At 37.3% G+C, this 15,183-nt stretch carries 20 protein-coding genes; 7 read left to right on the top strand and 13 right to left on the bottom strand.

Annotated elements, in window-relative coordinates:
- Positions 1–74 precede the first annotated feature (74 nt).
- Both ytvA and LAV82_RS14490 read left to right on the top strand, forming a co-directional pair.
- Positions 75–854 carry a YtvA family blue-light photoreceptor gene (gene ytvA, locus LAV82_RS14495; RefSeq protein ID WP_499716317.1) on the top strand — a complete coding sequence of 260 codons (780 nt, stop codon included), beginning with the start codon at positions 75–77 and terminating at the stop codon, positions 852–854.
- Between the two features lie 246 nt (positions 855–1,100).
- Positions 1,101–1,934 carry an STAS domain-containing protein gene (locus LAV82_RS14490; RefSeq protein ID WP_029322709.1) on the top strand — a complete coding sequence of 278 codons (834 nt, stop codon included), beginning with the start codon at positions 1,101–1,103 and terminating at the stop codon, positions 1,932–1,934.
- Positions 1,935–1,970: 36 nt separating this feature from the next.
- Here the strand turns inward: LAV82_RS14490 and LAV82_RS14485 are convergent, their stop codons facing one another.
- From LAV82_RS14485 to LAV82_RS14475, 3 genes are all read right to left on the bottom strand, one after another.
- Positions 1,971–2,447, bottom strand: a complete 477-nt coding sequence (locus LAV82_RS14485) for a hypothetical protein (RefSeq protein WP_057273501.1) — start codon at positions 2,445–2,447, stop codon at positions 1,971–1,973.
- Positions 2,448–2,584: 137 nt separating this feature from the next.
- Complete coding sequence (locus LAV82_RS14480) at positions 2,585–3,061, bottom strand: hypothetical protein (protein ID WP_013057760.1); 477 nt, start codon at positions 3,059–3,061, stop codon at positions 2,585–2,587.
- A 142-nt stretch (positions 3,062–3,203) separates the two neighbouring features.
- Positions 3,204–3,968 carry a GNAT family N-acetyltransferase gene (locus LAV82_RS14475; protein ID WP_211077886.1) on the bottom strand — a complete coding sequence of 255 codons (765 nt, stop codon included), beginning with the start codon at positions 3,966–3,968 and terminating at the stop codon, positions 3,204–3,206.
- Between the two features lie 198 nt (positions 3,969–4,166).
- Here LAV82_RS14475 and LAV82_RS14470 point away from each other — a divergent pair, with 198 nt between their 5' ends.
- Both LAV82_RS14470 and LAV82_RS14465 read left to right on the top strand, forming a co-directional pair.
- The gene (locus LAV82_RS14470; protein WP_499716316.1) at positions 4,167–4,430 is read left to right on the top strand and encodes a GlsB/YeaQ/YmgE family stress response membrane protein; all 264 of its coding nucleotides are present in this window, start codon (positions 4,167–4,169) and stop codon (positions 4,428–4,430) included.
- Positions 4,431–4,587: 157 nt separating this feature from the next.
- On the top strand, positions 4,588–4,773 hold the full coding sequence (locus LAV82_RS14465; protein WP_013057763.1) for an aspartyl-phosphate phosphatase Spo0E family protein: 186 nt from the start codon (positions 4,588–4,590) through the stop codon (positions 4,771–4,773).
- A gap of 43 nt (positions 4,774–4,816) precedes the next feature.
- Here the strand turns inward: LAV82_RS14465 and LAV82_RS14460 are convergent, their stop codons facing one another.
- A complete protein-coding gene (locus tag LAV82_RS14460; RefSeq protein ID WP_013057764.1) occupies positions 4,817–5,632 on the bottom strand; it encodes an STAS domain-containing protein in 816 nt (271 codons plus the stop codon).
- A gap of 349 nt (positions 5,633–5,981) precedes the next feature.
- On the opposite strand from LAV82_RS14460, the gene LAV82_RS14455 reads away from it, so the two are divergent.
- Complete coding sequence (locus LAV82_RS14455) at positions 5,982–6,251, top strand: GlsB/YeaQ/YmgE family stress response membrane protein (RefSeq protein WP_013057765.1); 270 nt, start codon at positions 5,982–5,984, stop codon at positions 6,249–6,251.
- 281 nt (positions 6,252–6,532) lie between these two features.
- Here LAV82_RS14455 and LAV82_RS14450 read toward each other — a convergent pair whose 3' ends face one another.
- From LAV82_RS14450 to LAV82_RS14435, 4 genes are all read right to left on the bottom strand, one after another.
- Positions 6,533–6,949, bottom strand: a complete 417-nt coding sequence (locus LAV82_RS14450) for a YhfM domain-containing protein (RefSeq protein WP_013057766.1) — start codon at positions 6,947–6,949, stop codon at positions 6,533–6,535.
- A gap of 161 nt (positions 6,950–7,110) precedes the next feature.
- Positions 7,111–7,275, bottom strand: a complete 165-nt coding sequence (locus tag LAV82_RS14445) for a hypothetical protein (protein ID WP_013057767.1) — start codon at positions 7,273–7,275, stop codon at positions 7,111–7,113.
- A gap of 12 nt (positions 7,276–7,287) precedes the next feature.
- Positions 7,288–7,869 carry an ATP-dependent Clp endopeptidase proteolytic subunit ClpP gene (gene clpP, locus LAV82_RS14440; protein ID WP_013057768.1) on the bottom strand — a complete coding sequence of 194 codons (582 nt, stop codon included), beginning with the start codon at positions 7,867–7,869 and terminating at the stop codon, positions 7,288–7,290.
- 427 nt (positions 7,870–8,296) lie between these two features.
- Positions 8,297–8,719 (bottom strand): MerR family transcriptional regulator, encoded by a 423-nt coding sequence (locus LAV82_RS14435; protein WP_013057769.1) that lies wholly within the window; start codon positions 8,717–8,719, stop codon positions 8,297–8,299.
- Positions 8,720–8,967: 248 nt separating this feature from the next.
- Here LAV82_RS14435 and LAV82_RS14430 point away from each other — a divergent pair, with 248 nt between their 5' ends.
- Positions 8,968–9,411 carry an HIT family protein gene (locus LAV82_RS14430; RefSeq protein WP_499716315.1) on the top strand — a complete coding sequence of 148 codons (444 nt, stop codon included), beginning with the start codon at positions 8,968–8,970 and terminating at the stop codon, positions 9,409–9,411.
- Between the two features lie 31 nt (positions 9,412–9,442).
- Here LAV82_RS14430 and aspA read toward each other — a convergent pair whose 3' ends face one another.
- On the bottom strand, positions 9,443–10,873 hold the full coding sequence (gene aspA / locus LAV82_RS14425) for an aspartate ammonia-lyase (RefSeq protein ID WP_013057771.1): 1,431 nt from the start codon (positions 10,871–10,873) through the stop codon (positions 9,443–9,445).
- Between the two features lie 19 nt (positions 10,874–10,892).
- On the bottom strand, positions 10,893–11,876 hold the full coding sequence (locus LAV82_RS14420) for an asparaginase (protein ID WP_013057772.1): 984 nt from the start codon (positions 11,874–11,876) through the stop codon (positions 10,893–10,895).
- A gap of 267 nt (positions 11,877–12,143) precedes the next feature.
- Between LAV82_RS14420 and LAV82_RS14415 the strand changes: the two genes are divergently transcribed.
- Positions 12,144–12,500 carry a helix-turn-helix domain-containing protein gene (locus LAV82_RS14415; protein WP_211077884.1) on the top strand — a complete coding sequence of 119 codons (357 nt, stop codon included), beginning with the start codon at positions 12,144–12,146 and terminating at the stop codon, positions 12,498–12,500.
- A 23-nt stretch (positions 12,501–12,523) separates the two neighbouring features.
- Here the strand turns inward: LAV82_RS14415 and LAV82_RS14410 are convergent, their stop codons facing one another.
- The 3 genes from LAV82_RS14410 to LAV82_RS14400 form a co-directional block, all read right to left on the bottom strand.
- Entirely contained in the window at positions 12,524–12,916 is a 393-nt protein-coding gene (locus tag LAV82_RS14410; protein ID WP_499716314.1) for a hypothetical protein, read from the bottom strand.
- Between the two features lie 146 nt (positions 12,917–13,062).
- Positions 13,063–13,233 carry a hypothetical protein gene (locus LAV82_RS14405; RefSeq protein WP_013057775.1) on the bottom strand — a complete coding sequence of 57 codons (171 nt, stop codon included), beginning with the start codon at positions 13,231–13,233 and terminating at the stop codon, positions 13,063–13,065.
- A 286-nt stretch (positions 13,234–13,519) separates the two neighbouring features.
- Positions 13,520–15,010, bottom strand: a complete 1,491-nt coding sequence (locus LAV82_RS14400; protein WP_499716313.1) for an MFS transporter — start codon at positions 15,008–15,010, stop codon at positions 13,520–13,522.
- Positions 15,011–15,183 lie beyond the last annotated feature (173 nt).

Genomic DNA, 15,183 nt, shown 5'->3' with positions numbered 1-15,183 from the left:
GCGTCGAAAATTGTTTTTTTGACGTGTTTATGTCACAATATTTTTATAAAAATTCCAAGGAATGAAGGAATGCATTGACTACACCTGAAGCTCAAGATTCAAAATGGTCCATTTTAAATAAAGCCCTTCATAGCTCACAATCTGGTATTATCGTGACAGACCCTTCTTTGCGTGATAACCCAATTATTTACCTCAATCAAGGGTTTTCCCTTATGACCGGCTATAAGGAAGAAGAAGTATTAGGGGAAAATTGCCGTTTTCTACAAGGTCCTCTTACAAACCCGCACCACGTTGATGAAATTCGCAGCGCTATCAGCCGCAATCAGTCAGTCTCTGTTACGCTTGTTAATTATCGAAAAGACGGCTCTTTCTTTCATAATCAGCTAACGATTGACCCAACATATATAGAAGAAGATAAATACTACTTTATCGGTGTTCAAAAAGACGTAACAATAGAAATCACAGCCCAGGAACAGCTTCAGCAGGCTTTGGAAGAAGTGGAAAGGCTATCCACTCCTATCGTGTCAATAGAGGAAGGAATCTCTGTTCTTCCATTAATCGGAACGTTAAACGAACGGCGTATAGAAATGCTATTTAATAGCTTCACCGCGCGTAATACAAGCAGCAAAGATCGTTATTTAATCCTAGACGTCTCAGGATTAGCGCAATTTAATGATTCATTCGGCCATGATATTCTTAATATTTACAATTGGCTGAAGCTCATGGGAACTCAGCTTGTTTTAACAGGAATTTCTCCTGACATGGCCATACATATGAGCACTATAGAAGATGATATGTCCTTTATTTTAGTCTATCAAAGCATTAAAGATGCCTTGCCGAAGCTAAAGCTATAAGCATAAGAAGTGGTTCTTTATGAAAAATAGTTAACATGCATGAATATGCTAGTTAAAAAATGTTTATTTTTTTATAAATTGGGTTTGAGAGTATACAGTTAGGGAAAATAAGGCGTATAGGAAAATAAATGCGCTTCATAATGGATTTATTTATAAGCATCCTCACTCTAGATCAGGGGATGCTTTTATGCTTTTATGCTTTTATTTATAAATTAATTAGACTATACATATATAAGGAGAGTCTTCATGCATAAAAATCAGGACTTATATCATTTTTTCAAAGAACATTCTCTTCAATTAACTGAAGACTGGTACAATCAGCTCGACGATGAAAATGAGTTTTCTGTCTATTCGAGTGAAAATCCAGCAATTGTGAAAGAACTGAAACAGCAAAATCAAGATTATTTTCAGCATTTATTTGACGTATTTATAAAGGATGAGGAGTATTTTTTTTCAGATTTTCAGCAGTGGTCGATAGAACTAGCACGTGATCCAAAGCACTTAAGTACGCCTCTTCACTTTATTATTCGAGAATATTTTAATTCACAAAAAATTGTCGTTAATTATTTAAAGAAGTTTATCTCTTTGCATTCGAATGAGGTAAGCGTAGATAAGATATTTATGTGGTATGACATTATTGTTAAAGCTTTTGATCTATCTATTTATATCTTTATTCAAGAATATCATAAAAATACGCAAGAACAGCTGAACGCTCAGAAAGAGTTAATTAATGAATTAAGTTCTCCTGTCATCATGCTTCAAAACAAAGTTGCACTTTTGCCTCTTGTGGGGGATATTGGAACGGTCAAAAGTCAGTTTATTTTAGAAAATACGCTTCAGCAATGCTCGGAAAAAGGCGTTGAACATTTATGTATTGACCTGCTCGGTGTAGCTACGATTGATACGATGATGGCACAAGAGATTTTTAATTTGGTAAAAGCTCTTCGTTTAATTGGTGTGCAAACAATTTTATCTGGAATTCGACCGGAAATTTCTCAAACTGCCATTCGCTTAGGGCTTTCATTTGAACATGTTAAAACTACTTCTTCTCTTGCACAAGCACTTAATTCTATTAGTTAAGCATATGGCTCTCTATTACAGTATAGAGAGCCATATCTATGGCGTTTCAAATTTTACTGGAGTATAGTAGACACGCCCGATTAACTTTTTTCCTTTGCTATCTTTCCAGTCCGCTACGAGTATATACCGATCACTGCGGGAGGTAGAATCTACTGTAATAGCAGATGTTTTTTTTATGTCCTTTTTTTCTACTATGTTTTCGTAAATAGACTGATTGCGAATTTGTTTGTAATAAAGCGCATTAGGTTTTTTACCATCTATTTTAATGGACACTTGACCACCTTGAGAGACGGGAATACTATCTTTCATAACAATTTGTCTAAAATTTTTTCGTTCGCCAAAATCAGCTTCACATTCGGTCCAGCAAAAAAATAAAGGCTTGATGATGGCTTCTTTGCCTTCCGCTATTATTTTTATAGCGGGTGGATAAGGATCTTCAAGCGTTTCAGCTGTAGGAACCTGACATGCGGCTAATGAAAACAAACTAAATAGAATAACCACCACTTTTTTCATACTATGTCCTCCCTTTTTTGTAAACGTGGTGCACGTAAGTGAGTGGTGCATAGTATACTCTTTCGCCTGCAACCAAAAGATTCCTTTTATAATCAACAAAAAAACAGCTGCCTATTTGTTTAGGCAGCTGTTTTTTTCTATTTACTTAGCATGCTTATTTCTTTTTTCATATCTTTTTCTACATATTCCATTAAATCAGATACGTAGGTTTGAAGCGGTTTTGTTGCGTCTTTGTGATCATTCATCGTTAATTCATAAATGCTATCGATATTATCAATCATCAGTTCCATATCATCGATGACGCCGGTATGCTTATACATCGTTTTCATCGTAGGATCAAGGGAAGCTAATTCATTATATTCATAGTTTATAGTATTTGAAATATCATCGAGTTCATTGATAAATTGCTTTTTGGTTTTTTTTTCGGACATAAGCTGATTATACTCTTTAAAAGCAGTTTGAAGGTTTTTCTGAGAGGCAGTCAATACTTTCAGCTGTTCTCGTCCTAAATAATAATCATAAATACTAGTAACAGTAAAATATCCCCCAAATGTGAGCGCGATTCCGATAACCAAACCTATCCAAAACGTGCTCGTTTTAAAAAAATGTTTCATAATGACTCCTTTTATCTGTGTTCTCTGTACAACACTAGCTCATGCTGCTACTTTTTCCTAGGATACACCAAAAACGAAGTGGAAGCTACACTTTTTTAAAAATTTGTCGAAATTTGTCTCTTTTCTCACAAACCGCAGCACATTATGTTCTATCTCTATTTCTCCATCTATATACATCAAATTCGTTAACCGCTGTAAAACCAAGTTTTTCATAGGCTGGCTTTCCTGCATTTGTAGCATGCAAAATACACGTATCCGCCTGTTTTTTTGCTTCAGTAAGAACTTCCTTCAAATATGCGGTGGCCAGGCCTTTTCTCCTCATATGTCTAGCTGTAGTGATACAATACAAACCCGCTGTACCATCATAAAAAAAGAGAGATCCAGCTACAGCTGGCCGGTTGTGATAAAGGCCCAGATATAACTGATAGTGGTCAGTGTGCTGCATAAGCTCCCTAAACCTTTCAAGAAAGTCAGCTTGATATTCTTTTGGTTTTTGATAGCCGTCTATGTATACTGTTATCCATTCTTTCAATTCAGCTTCTGTGCGTACTCGTTTACATTGAAACCCTTCTACTCCTGTATGTATGTATTCTTTTTCTTGAATGTGCTGAATCATTCCAATCCATTTTTCATAAGGAACAAATCCATTTTTATGAAGAACTGGACCAAGGTTATCATATGAAGATGGACCGACAATCCATAGAGGTTCCTCCCCTTGCGGAGAGCATATTCCTAACGCAGGCTCAATGTGACGGGTTCCTGCATATATCCCCCGATTGTAAGGAGATGCAGAAATCCATTTAATTTCTGACGTATCCACTTTCACAGATTTCTTCGTATGCTGAAAATACATCCAGTGCTGAATCAAGTGCTGCTCTACTACCTCGCTTTGATTTTTTATTTTCACTTTATGTCTCCCTTCTCTTCTAAACTATGTTCCTTTTTCTATTATATACTAGTTAGTCTATTTTCTATGACTCTATCGCAGGTCTTAAATCCTTTTACAAGTTTTTTTATTTTTTTTTGCTATTCCGTGAATAGTTTTCTTTTAAGTGGGGTATTAACCTATATAAGCAATACATCATTAAAAAGGAGGATGATATTTATGTCATTTTTATGGGCACTTATTGTAGGTGGTATTATTGGGTGGCTTGCCGGATTAATTACGGGAAGAGACGTTCCAGGGGGTATTATTGGTAACATTATTGCCGGTTTTATCGGTTCTTGGTTAGGTTCAACTATCTTTGGAAGCTTCGGACCAGTTGTAGGTGGATTTGCTATTATTCCTGCTATCATCGGATCAATCATCTTAGTGTTAATCGTAAGTTTCATTATGAGAAAAATGCGTGGTAATCATAAACATGCCTAATAAATTATTATATTAGAAAAAGAACCTCTGTTGAAAAAGAGGTTCTTTTTTATATGAAAAATTCTTAAAACTTACTATTTTTAATTTCATAATATTGAAAAATAAACCTATTAATGTTAATTTAACCATAATCACTATAGAAAAAAGAGGAATTAACATGCTGCTTTCAACCCACTCAAAAGACAAATCCATGTACCAAATACTAATAGAAGAAATCGAACAGACACGAACGTTAATGATTCAAACGGCTGTCCGTGAAGGAATGACAAGTCCTAACACACTTCAAGTTAGTCAATCATTAGATGCTTTATTAAATAAACTTCAAATTTTCTTCTACCAATAAAAGCCCGTGAGTATGTAACCATCTCATGGGCTTTTGTGTTGTATTAGTCCGCTTGATTAACGTATTCCACTGCTTGGTGAAGGCTGCTGAAAGTCGTAATGTCAGCCAAATCTAACCCTAAGTTCACCATCGTCTGAGCAATTTCAGCGCGAATCCCGCTTAAAACCACTTGAATTCCTAATAATCTTAAAGCACCGATTACTTTAAAAATTTGGTCCGCTACCATCGTATCAATAATTGGAACCGCGTATAAATCAATAATCAGCCAATTTAGCTTGTAGTCGCTGCCGTGTTGAAGCGCATTTTCCATTAAAATTTGAGCGCGATTTGTATCTAAATCGCCAACAAGAGGAATCACGCCAATTTCTTTCGTAATGCGTACCACAGGAATTGAAAGTTCATCAATTGCATAACGAGCGGATTGAATTTTGTTTGCAAAGTCCGTCATATATGATTTACTAACCCAGTGTACAGCCTTGTCTACTACTACGTTGAAACGAGAAATAACTTGATAGAAGGCATCAAACGTAAACGTCTCAGCTTTTGCTTCTTCTTTAATAATTTCTCCGATAACATTTCGGTAATAGCTGATTTCTTCTAATGCTACATCCAACGGAAGCTGAAGGACAACGAGTAAATTCGCTACTTCTCTTCCCCATTCCTCAAGTACTTCAAAGTTTTTTGTATCATTTGTTGAGACAGAATCAGCATATATTTGAATTAAATGAACGCGCCACGGTTCTAGTTGTTGTTGAATATCTTTTTCTTCATATTTTTTTTGTTTTGAGAACTCTTCTTTTTTTTCTAAAATTAAATTCGTAATGTGTTTAAGCTTTTTATCTAATAATAATGACTCCATATTGTTCTCCCGTTAAGAATTTGTTTACTTAAAATGATATCACAAATACCGTTAAAAAAAGTAAAACTAAGGGAAAAAGCTTTAAAAAATGAACCGGATCTCCCCTTTTACGAATAGAATGAGCTAAATTGAATGTAAAACGTACACGAGCTGAACTTCTCTCCTTCATTTTATCGTTACTTTCACAGTGGATTCTCATACATAACTCTTCAATTTAATGTTGGGCTATCTTAGCATATATGATAAATAGATGAAAAAATGTAAAAGGGTATGCAGCAAGCATGTCGCATGACAAAGTGTGTTTTAGGAAAGACTGAAAAGGAATTCCCTATAAAAGGAGGTTAGGTATATGTCATTTATTTGGACGCTTATTGTTGGAGGACTTATCGGCTGGCTTGCCGGTGCGTTGACAGGACGAGATGTTCCAGGTGGAATTATCGGAAACATCATTGCCGGGTTTATTGGAGCATGGTTAGGCTCTCTAATTTTTGGAGATTTTGGTCCAGAGATTGGCGGATTCGCAATTGTTCCTGCTATTATTGGTGCTGTTATTTTAGTCTTAATTGTGAGTTTTGTTTTACGCAAAATGCGCGGAAATAATAATCATCGACATGCCTGAATAAAAAAGAGAAATCAGCGTCTTGATTTCTCTTTTTCCCTTACTTCTTATAGCAAAATGTTTTAACAATGAACCTACCTGTAAGTGTAACTCTTTATTGCTGCATTTAAAAATGGCTGCTTGTCACCTCTCACATTTAATAATTCTACACCCTCATATCAAGCGCGTTAGTAAGGAGCAGCTCTGTACCTTCGAGATCATCAAGCATATCGGTAGAAGATAGCTTCAATATGAACAAGTGCAGTTTTAGCTTTCATTGGACATTTTTTTATAGTTGCTTTCTATTTGGGCTCTACTAATTCAATAAATGATCTTGCTTGTTTGCCCTTTAACTGTGCGTAGTGTGTATCTGTAGCTAATTCAACGGTTTCGTTTCCTAAGTTGACCCACATCCGATAAGATTGTACCTTTATATCCTTTTTTGTTTCTACCGGTTCAAAGTGAAGAATGTAGTTAGGTTTTCGAATCATTTCAGCTTTTTCTTCTCTCCATGATACATCTTTTAACCACTGCTGCACTTTCTGTACTTGATTTTGGTCTTTCATTTTAACTGCATGGCCATATTGATTATCGGCTATGTATTTTTCGATTACGAGCTTTTGCTCAACAGTACCGCTTGAAGCACTGCTTTGCTGACATCCTGTTATCACCCAACAAATAGCAATGAGAACAACTAATCCAGACCATACTTTTTTCATTTACATCTACCTTTCTTTGTGTAATTGAAATGAGATGTTCTTGCTGAATGATGCTACCAGCTGCTCGTTTTTAAATCTCTTTTTGCATTCTCCTTTCTTCATATAAATCCCTGCTTCATTTGCTCAAAAAAACTGAATCCCCGAAAGGATCCAGTTTTTCGTTACGATTCGACATCTTCTATGACATGAACAGCGCGAATAGCGGCGTTTATTTTTGCATGTTGAATTCGCTCTTTTGCTTCTTGTATAGTCATTGCTTCTACTTCTTGATAAAAAATCACGTTCGCCCATTCATATTCTACTGAATAACGATTTGTTTTTTCCACACGGTATCCTCCTTATTGATGAACTAAAATTTGATCAATCATGCCATATTCTTTTGCTTCATCCGCTGTAAAGAATGTATCTCGATCAGTGTCTTTTTTAATCGTTGACAGCGATTGCCCTGTTCGTTCAGACAGCAGTTCATTTAGGTGGTCTTTTAACCGCAAAATACGCTTCGCTCGAATCTCAATTTCAGCTGCTTGTCCTTTTGCTCCTCCTAGCGGCTGATGAATCATCACTTCGCTATTAGGAAGAGCAAAACGTTTCCCTTTTTGACCGCCCGCTAGTAAAAATGAACCCATAGATGCCGCTAGCCCTATACACAATGTGCTTACATCTGCACGTATAAGCTGCATCGTATCAAAAATAGCCATGCCCGCTGTAATAGATCCTCCCGGTGAATTAATATAAATGCTGATATCCTTTTCTGGGTTTTCTGCATCTAAAAATAAAAGCTGAGCAATAATGCTAGTAGCCACCTCATCCGTAACTTCACCTGTGAGCATAATCACTCGGTCGAGCAACAGCCTTGAATAAATATCATAGGCACGCTCTCCTTTGCTTGTTTGTTCTACTACATATGGAGTTAAGTTCATGTGACCGCCTCTTTCCACTGAATTAGTACGAGCAAATTTTTTCACTTTTGCACTGATTTCATGATTTAAAAATGAATCCCCTATCAACTCTTCATCCGTAAATTTAATCATTAGAGAATGCCTTTCTTGCTGTATATGCAAGGTTTCATCGCGGTAAGTCACAGCAACTGTAATCTCTGCCTGTGGATATAAAACAGTCTCTTCCGTGTAGAGCTCTATTAATAGAGGTTCATCGTCGATATGTTTTACTTCGATTTGCCCCTGTTTGTTTTCCCGGTATCCATTTAAGTTTGTCGTTTTAAACAGACCTTCGGGCAGCTGAATATCAATCGTGATGTTTGTTACTTTTACTTGCGAACGTTCAAATGTAATACAAAGGTGGTTCATTCCTTCTTCTTTTTCCATCACTGATTTTGCCACAGCTAATTTAATCATGCGATGAATGATCCTTTAAAATTTGAGTAACAGACTCAATTACTTTTTGCCGTACGTCCGCTGATAAATTTCGATTCATAGCTACAAACACATCTTCATTGACTTGATGCATTTCTTGATTTTGAATTTGTTTGCTTTGGTAAAGAGGGAGCTGCGCACCGATGTTTTTTACTTCTTCATCACTCATGGAACACAGCGTTTTTTGAATGGAAGCTAGTGACTCACCTGCTTTTGATAATGTTAAAACGGCTCGAAAGTAGTGAACGTGCTGATCTGTATAGACACGCTTATTCCCTACTAGCACTAGCGGAGGAACAATTTCTATTTGCGTGTAATACCGTACCGTACGCAGGTTCAAGTCCGCACCTTCATTATTTAATAACTCCGTAATTTGCTTTCCTGTATATGTATTCAAACAATCCCCCCTTATTAGTTACAGTTAACTGTTACACTATCATTATACTGTAAATATTTTATTTTTACAATTAAAACCATGGTAAATTTTAGATAAAAAACTAACCATATAAAAAGAACAAAACAAAGAGCCCAGGTCATATATCCGGGCTCTCTTTACTAAGCGAAAAAATACCTGTGTATATTTCAAACTATTCCTCCTGATACTTTTCGTGCTACACTTTAGTTATCTTAAAAAGGAGAGAACGTATGATGGTGAATCCACGTATAGATTGCTTAGGGTGTCGATTAGCAAATAACCAAGAGAAATCGCATGTGATATTTGAAGATTCGTTTGTGACGTGCCTATTAGATCACAAGCCATTTAACGAAGGACACGTCTTAATTCTTCCTAAAACACATATAGTGGAAATCGACGAATTTGATACTGAATACATACTGGCCGTGATGAATGCAGCGAAGCTAATGACAAAAGCAGTGAAGACGCTCTTTGTTCCAGACGGAGTTACTCTCTCTCAAAACGGCGGGATGTTTAACGAGTTAACTCACTTTCACATGCACATCGTTCCGAGATATAAAGAGGAGTGTTTCGGAGGTTTTTATACGCAAATTCCTCAATATGCTGAAAAGGATGACGTTTTGGCTGCAACAGCTCAGAAAATGCGCCGCGTCATTCATCACATGTCTTCATAAAAAAACGGCTTCCATAAGGAAGCCGTTCTTTTTATTGTCGATCAAACAATGAACTTCCTGCAATACCAGGGTTCGTCATTTCAAATGGATTTAAAATGAGATCTAATTCCTCTTCTGTTAACACATCGTATTGAAGGCAAAGCTCACGAATTGGTTTTCCTGTTAAAATCGCTTCACGCGCAATACGCGATACGACTTCATAGCCTAAGTGAGGGTTAACAGCTGTAATAATTCCTACGCTTTTTTCTACATATTCTTTCATGCGCGTTTCGTTTGCTTCAATTCCTGCTAAACAGTGATCTGTAAAGCTTCTGAAACCGTTGTTCATGATGCTGATTGATTGAAGCAAGTTAAATACAAGCACAGGTTCCATGACGTTAAGCTCCATCTGACCTGCTTCTGAAGCAAGAGAGATCGTTTGGTCATTTCCCATTACTTGAAACGCAATTTGATTGATTAATTCAGCCATAACCGGGTTTACTTTTCCTGGCATGATTGAAGAACCAGGCTGACGGGCTGGAAGGCTGATTTCTCCTAGACCTGCACGAGGTCCAGACGCCATTAAACGCAGGTCATTTGCAATTTTAGACATATTCGTCATACAGATTTTAAGCGCTGCAGATACTTCTGTATAAGCATCTGTATTTTGAGTAGCGTCCACTAAATGCTCTGCATGCACAAGCGGCAGACCGCTGATATCGGCTAAGTGTTTGACTACATTTTCAATATAGCGAGGATCTGCATTTAAGCCTGTTCCAACAGCTGTCGCCCCCATATTTACTTCATGCAAGTGGTCACGCGTTGCGCTGATACGCTTAATGTCGCGCGCTAACACGCGGCTGTATGCTTCAAACTCTTGACCAAGACGAACGGGTACAGCATCTTGAAGGTGCGTACGGCCCATTTTAATTACATGATCAAATTCTTGCGCTTTTCGTTTAAACACATCATGCATGTCATTCATTGTAACAAGAAGTTTATTTAATAAGTTCAGCGTTGAAATATGAATAGCCGTTGGAAATACATCATTTGTTGACTGAGACATATTCACATGGCTGTTAGGACTTAATTTACCATATTCTCCTTTATTATTTCCCATAATTTCAAGAGCACGGTTCGCAATAACTTCATTGGCATTCATATTCATTGACGTTCCTGCTCCGCCTTGAATAGGATCAACAATAAAGTATTCATGCCACTGACCTGCTAAAATTTCATCAGCTGCTTGAACAATCGCATTTCCAATACCTTCATATAAGCGCTTTGTATCCATATTTGCAAGCGCTGCCGCTTTTTTCACAATAGCAAGCGCTTTAATCATTTCTTCATGTACTTTATAACCCGTAATCGGAAAATTTTCTACGGCACGTGCGGTTTGTACACCGTAGTATACGTCTGCTGGGATTTGTTTTTCTCCTAGAAAATCAGCTTCTGTACGATATCCTGCTGTTTCTTGTTTCATAGCTGTACCTGCTTTCTTTTTAATTAATATCTTCTGCAATCGACGTTTCCATCATCTTTTTAACTTGGTGAGGGTCTTTCGTTTGTCCGAGCACCCACATTAATTTAGGAACAATGGCTTCTGTGTTCATGTTTTTTGAGCGCACGACGCTGTCATGATTAATCATTCGGCCTACTTCATAAATGCCCATGTCTTCTCCTTCTTCAAGACATTGAGTCGTAATGACAACGGATACACCGTGGTTTGTTAACTCAACAAGCTTGGCTAATATGTTGCGAACTTGAAATGGAATGCCTCCACTTCCATAGCTTTCAACAACAACGCCTTGATATACATCCTTTAATCCATCGAAAAATTCAGGTTTAATGCCGGGAAACAGTTTAACAACTGCTACATCCGTACAAAGAGATGTATTAACCGTCAACTCTTCTTTACTAGAGCGAACGGGTTTTGTATATTCCACCGTATTATCATGGATAGACGCCACGTATGGATAATTAATGCTTTCAAATGCATCATAGCTTTTTGTACGAAGCTTGATTGCTCTTGTGCCTTGAATCACACGACCGTCAAAGACTACATAGACTCCGCCTGTTTCTTCACAAGCAAAGCGAATCGCATCTGCAATATTGCGCTTCGCGTCCGTTTTACTAAATGAAATAGGAATTTGAGATCCTGTAATCGCAATTGGTTTTTTAGAATGCTGAAGCATGTAAGAAAGAGCTGCCGATGTGTAGGCCATTGTATCAGTTCCATGGGTGATAACAAAACCATCGTATTCATTATAATGCTCTTCGATCGCTTTTGCCATCTCTATCCAACATTCTGGCTGCATATTTGTACTATCAAGATTCATAAGAGATTTGCTGTCAATTTGACAGTGTTCATTTAAATCAGGTATGTAGCTTAGTAATTGATCTGGCTCCATTCCAGGAACAAGTCCATTTTCACCTTCAAGTGAAGCGACCGTTCCACCAGTTGATAACAATAATAGTTTTTTCAAAACCGACATCCCCTTTGCTTAATTTTTGTAAAAAAACCTGACAATCTATCAAATAAATTATATTCATTTCGCGTACTTCACCTGTAATTATAGTAACCAAAAATCAATAAATCAAGAGAAAAATTATTCGTTTCGCGTACACTTTTCTCTGCAGCAATGATATAATGAATAAAAATGCAAATTAGCTCACGGTTTGATTACAAAGATCTGCGCGCGAGCTGAATGCCTCGGTTTTTTACATACTACACCTACAAAGGAGCGTCATGAATGTTAAGCAGATTAGCTCAACTCAGGAAAGAAAAAAAATGGTCTCTTCAATATACAGCTGACCAGCTTGAAATTGCTAAAAGCACCTACGCAGGATACGAATCTGGCTATCGTCGTCCTTCTCTTGAAGCACTCGTTACAATCGCAGAACTATTTGATACATCAACAGACTACTTGCTAGGTAAGGAAAAAGAACCTCACTCTCTTTCAGATGCACACATCGAATTAACATCGCCTCAAACTCATACGATTACGGTCGACGGTGCGGAACTATCTCAAGAAGAAATTCAGCAGCTGACGGCTTTTATTCGTGCTAAAAGACAAATTGAAAAAGAAACTGCACCTTCTTCAATTTAAAGAAGATTAGAAGCAGGGTGCTTCTAATCTTCTAGCTGCATTTCTAAATACCCTACTACTTCTTTTGTTATTTCCTCTTCTGTTTCTTCCAGCAGCTCTCCGGTTATCTTGCTGCCTGGGAGCTTCCTCGAAGAACGGATGCCCCAAAACGTGCGTACACAGTGCCAGATAGGAATAAAAAGACTGTCTAAAAACTTATCTTTTTCCAAAATACCCACTTGAATAGTGGCGTGGTAACCGGGCTGAAAAGGATTTTCCCCTTCACGGATCACACCTACAGAAAGCTCCATCCCTTTTTTTTCAAAAGCTTCTTTATATTGTGCATATATTGATTTGAGAAGTTCTTGCATAGATTTTTCAACTGTATGTATATGTTGTTCTAACTGCGGCGTAAATTGTTTTGCGGTGTATTCCATCTATTTCCCTCTTCTTTCGGTTCCCTATCCCTTATTTTAGCGACTTTCATTTTATTGTATCATAAGAAAAGCTTTTATCTGTCTAGCAGAAAACCCCGCTTTTTTATAGAAAAGCGGGGTTCATACGTACCTTTACGAGCAATAGCTTACATTGCTTTGTCTTGTTTAGAAGATGATTTTAATTTTTTATTTTTAGTTGGATCTGGCTCATTAGAAGACATGATGATGTTTCCTTCGCCGTTGCACACTTTGCACTTTATAAATCCAAATTTCTTACCGGCTCCTTGGCATTGTGGACAAACATATCGAATTGGCATAAACTGTACCTTCCTTCTTTCTAATTTATACCTGCGCCTTGAAAGCGCCTGTGGCTAGTTTATAGTTTTATTATAAGTTGTACAATCCGCCCTATCAAGACGTGCCAAATTGCACATCTTTAATGGTAAGAAATCCTTCCTTTCTAAAATTCACCTGAAAAATGAGTCGATAGACAGGAGAATTTCTTTTCTTGTCAAAAGGCAATACGTCAGAGGAAGTTTCTTATTGGATATAATTAGCGAATGTTTGCGCGGAAAATTTTGCGCTTTTTCGCGAAGTTCAAGGTTAAACAACCGTTTTATCTCGAATTTCTTTTGAAATGGTTACGTCTTTCCAAAGCTGTTCGTATTTATAACCCGTTAAACTTTCACAAACCGCTTGCGCTTCAGGAGTAACGTCTTTCGCTCGGCCTCCCTTTTTTCTTCTTTGAATTTCAGTTAATAAGATTTTGTGATTTTTCGGACTTATTTTAAACCATATGGTTGCGATAATTCCAGCGAGAATCAAAATAGCAGGTACAATCATGAACAGCTTTTGCAAGCCGGCTAGCGTAGACGCTGACTGCTCGGCGTTTGGTACATAGCCAACATTCTTTAAGGCAACACCAACCAGAAAAATCGCAAGCGCCTGAGAAGATTTTCGAATAAACGACATCAGCCCTGCATACACGCCCTCTCTTCTTTTTGTCGTAATCATTTCATCTACATCTGATACGAACGGCAGTACATTCCATGGAATCATAATCGCTCCAGAATGACCGCTTCCTAAGAAAAATGCTGCTAAATAAATAAGAACTAACGAGCTGTCTGTTGTTAGGAAACTGAATAAAACAATGCCCGTTCCCCAGATGATCATGCTGAAGTTATAGGTTAATTTATTTCCTAACTTAATGGCTATGTACGTAACAAGAGGAATAAATAGCACTTGTGTAATTTGCACAAAGCTTAGGGTGTCTGCATAAATAGCTTCGCGCAGCATGTAATAGGCAATAAAATAAAAGAAAAGAGCATTAAATACATCCATTGCAATGTAAGATGCTAAGTACATGGCAAGATACACGTTAAACGACTTATTTTTAAATGCACTTCCAAAACTGATAAAAAGCTGCTTAAATTCTAACCAAAATCCGTTTTTCTTTTTTCGTTCCACTACTTCTCCGCTATCCCAAGTTCCTTTATAGACAAAAATCCATGGAAGAGCAAAAAGAAGACCAAAGATAATGCCCATGATTAAATACCCTTGTCCACCTGGAAATGCATCAATGATTCGTTTTGGAAAGAAAGCGCCTAAAAATGAAGCACCTTGTGAAAAGACCATGCGTATTCCCGTCATTTTCGAACGAATACTATAATCTGTAGTCATTTCTGCTGCTAGCGTGTTGTAAGGGACCATCACCATACCAAACGCCGTGTTAAACAAAAGATAGGCTAAGATAAAATAGGTGTATTTGAACATATGCGAGCCTTCAATAGGAATCCACAGCATAGTGAACGTGATGGCAACTGGAATGATTCCAAAAAGAAAAAAGACTCTTCTTCGTCCTTTTTTTGTCTGAAGATGATCAGATATGTACCCAATGGTTGGATCTAACAAAGCATCCCACACTTTTCCAAGAGCTACAATCGTTCCTGCTTCTACAGGAGAAAGCCCGACTACATCCGTTAAAAAAACCATAAATAATGTGCCGATAATAAAAAAGGATCCTCCGCCAAACAAATCCCCAAATCCATACGCTACCATATTACGAAAGCGCACTTGTTTTGTTTTCCCTTGCATATGCAGCCCTCCCCCTGAGTAAATAGACTAGCTTCCTTTGTTATTCACTTTTTTCTATTTTACTAAACTACCCCTTGAAAAATAAGGAATATGTCACCTTTTCTACTCAAAAGAATAAGATACTTCTTGATCATATAAATAGAAAAAGGGCTGGGTAAACCGTTCTTTTTTAT

Origin of the sequence: Bacillus sp. ILBB4, from assembly GCF_035064545.1 — a bacterium.
Classification (GTDB): domain Bacteria; phylum Bacillota; class Bacilli; order Bacillales; family Bacillaceae_H; genus Priestia.
Note: the sequence above shows the minus strand (reverse complement) of the source record. Positions and strands in the feature narration are given on the sequence as shown.

Coding starts and splice junctions, on each gene's coding strand:
- LAV82_RS14490 (WP_029322709.1), top strand. CDS start 1,101: ATGCATAAAAATCAGGACTTATATCATTTTTTCAAAGAACATTCTCTT.
- LAV82_RS14485 (WP_057273501.1), bottom strand. CDS start 2,447: ATGAAAAAAGTGGTGGTTATTCTATTTAGTTTGTTTTCATTAGCCGCA.
- LAV82_RS14480 (WP_013057760.1), bottom strand. CDS start 3,061: ATGAAACATTTTTTTAAAACGAGCACGTTTTGGATAGGTTTGGTTATC.
- LAV82_RS14470 (WP_499716316.1), top strand. CDS start 4,167: ATGTCATTTTTATGGGCACTTATTGTAGGTGGTATTATTGGGTGGCTT.
- LAV82_RS14465 (WP_013057763.1), top strand. CDS start 4,588: ATGCTGCTTTCAACCCACTCAAAAGACAAATCCATGTACCAAATACTA.
- LAV82_RS14460 (WP_013057764.1), bottom strand. CDS start 5,632: ATGGAGTCATTATTATTAGATAAAAAGCTTAAACACATTACGAATTTA.
- LAV82_RS14455 (WP_013057765.1), top strand. CDS start 5,982: ATGTCATTTATTTGGACGCTTATTGTTGGAGGACTTATCGGCTGGCTT.
- LAV82_RS14450 (WP_013057766.1), bottom strand. CDS start 6,949: ATGAAAAAAGTATGGTCTGGATTAGTTGTTCTCATTGCTATTTGTTGG.
- clpP (WP_013057768.1), bottom strand. CDS start 7,869: ATGAACTTAACTCCATATGTAGTAGAACAAACAAGCAAAGGAGAGCGT.
- LAV82_RS14430 (WP_499716315.1), top strand. CDS start 8,968: ATGATGGTGAATCCACGTATAGATTGCTTAGGGTGTCGATTAGCAAAT.
- aspA (WP_013057771.1), bottom strand. CDS start 10,873: ATGAAACAAGAAACAGCAGGATATCGTACAGAAGCTGATTTTCTAGGA.
- LAV82_RS14415 (WP_211077884.1), top strand. CDS start 12,144: ATGTTAAGCAGATTAGCTCAACTCAGGAAAGAAAAAAAATGGTCTCTT.
- LAV82_RS14410 (WP_499716314.1), bottom strand. CDS start 12,916: ATGGAATACACCGCAAAACAATTTACGCCGCAGTTAGAACAACATATA.
- LAV82_RS14405 (WP_013057775.1), bottom strand. CDS start 13,233: ATGCCAATTCGATATGTTTGTCCACAATGCCAAGGAGCCGGTAAGAAA.
- LAV82_RS14400 (WP_499716313.1), bottom strand. CDS start 15,010: ATGCAAGGGAAAACAAAACAAGTGCGCTTTCGTAATATGGTAGCGTAT.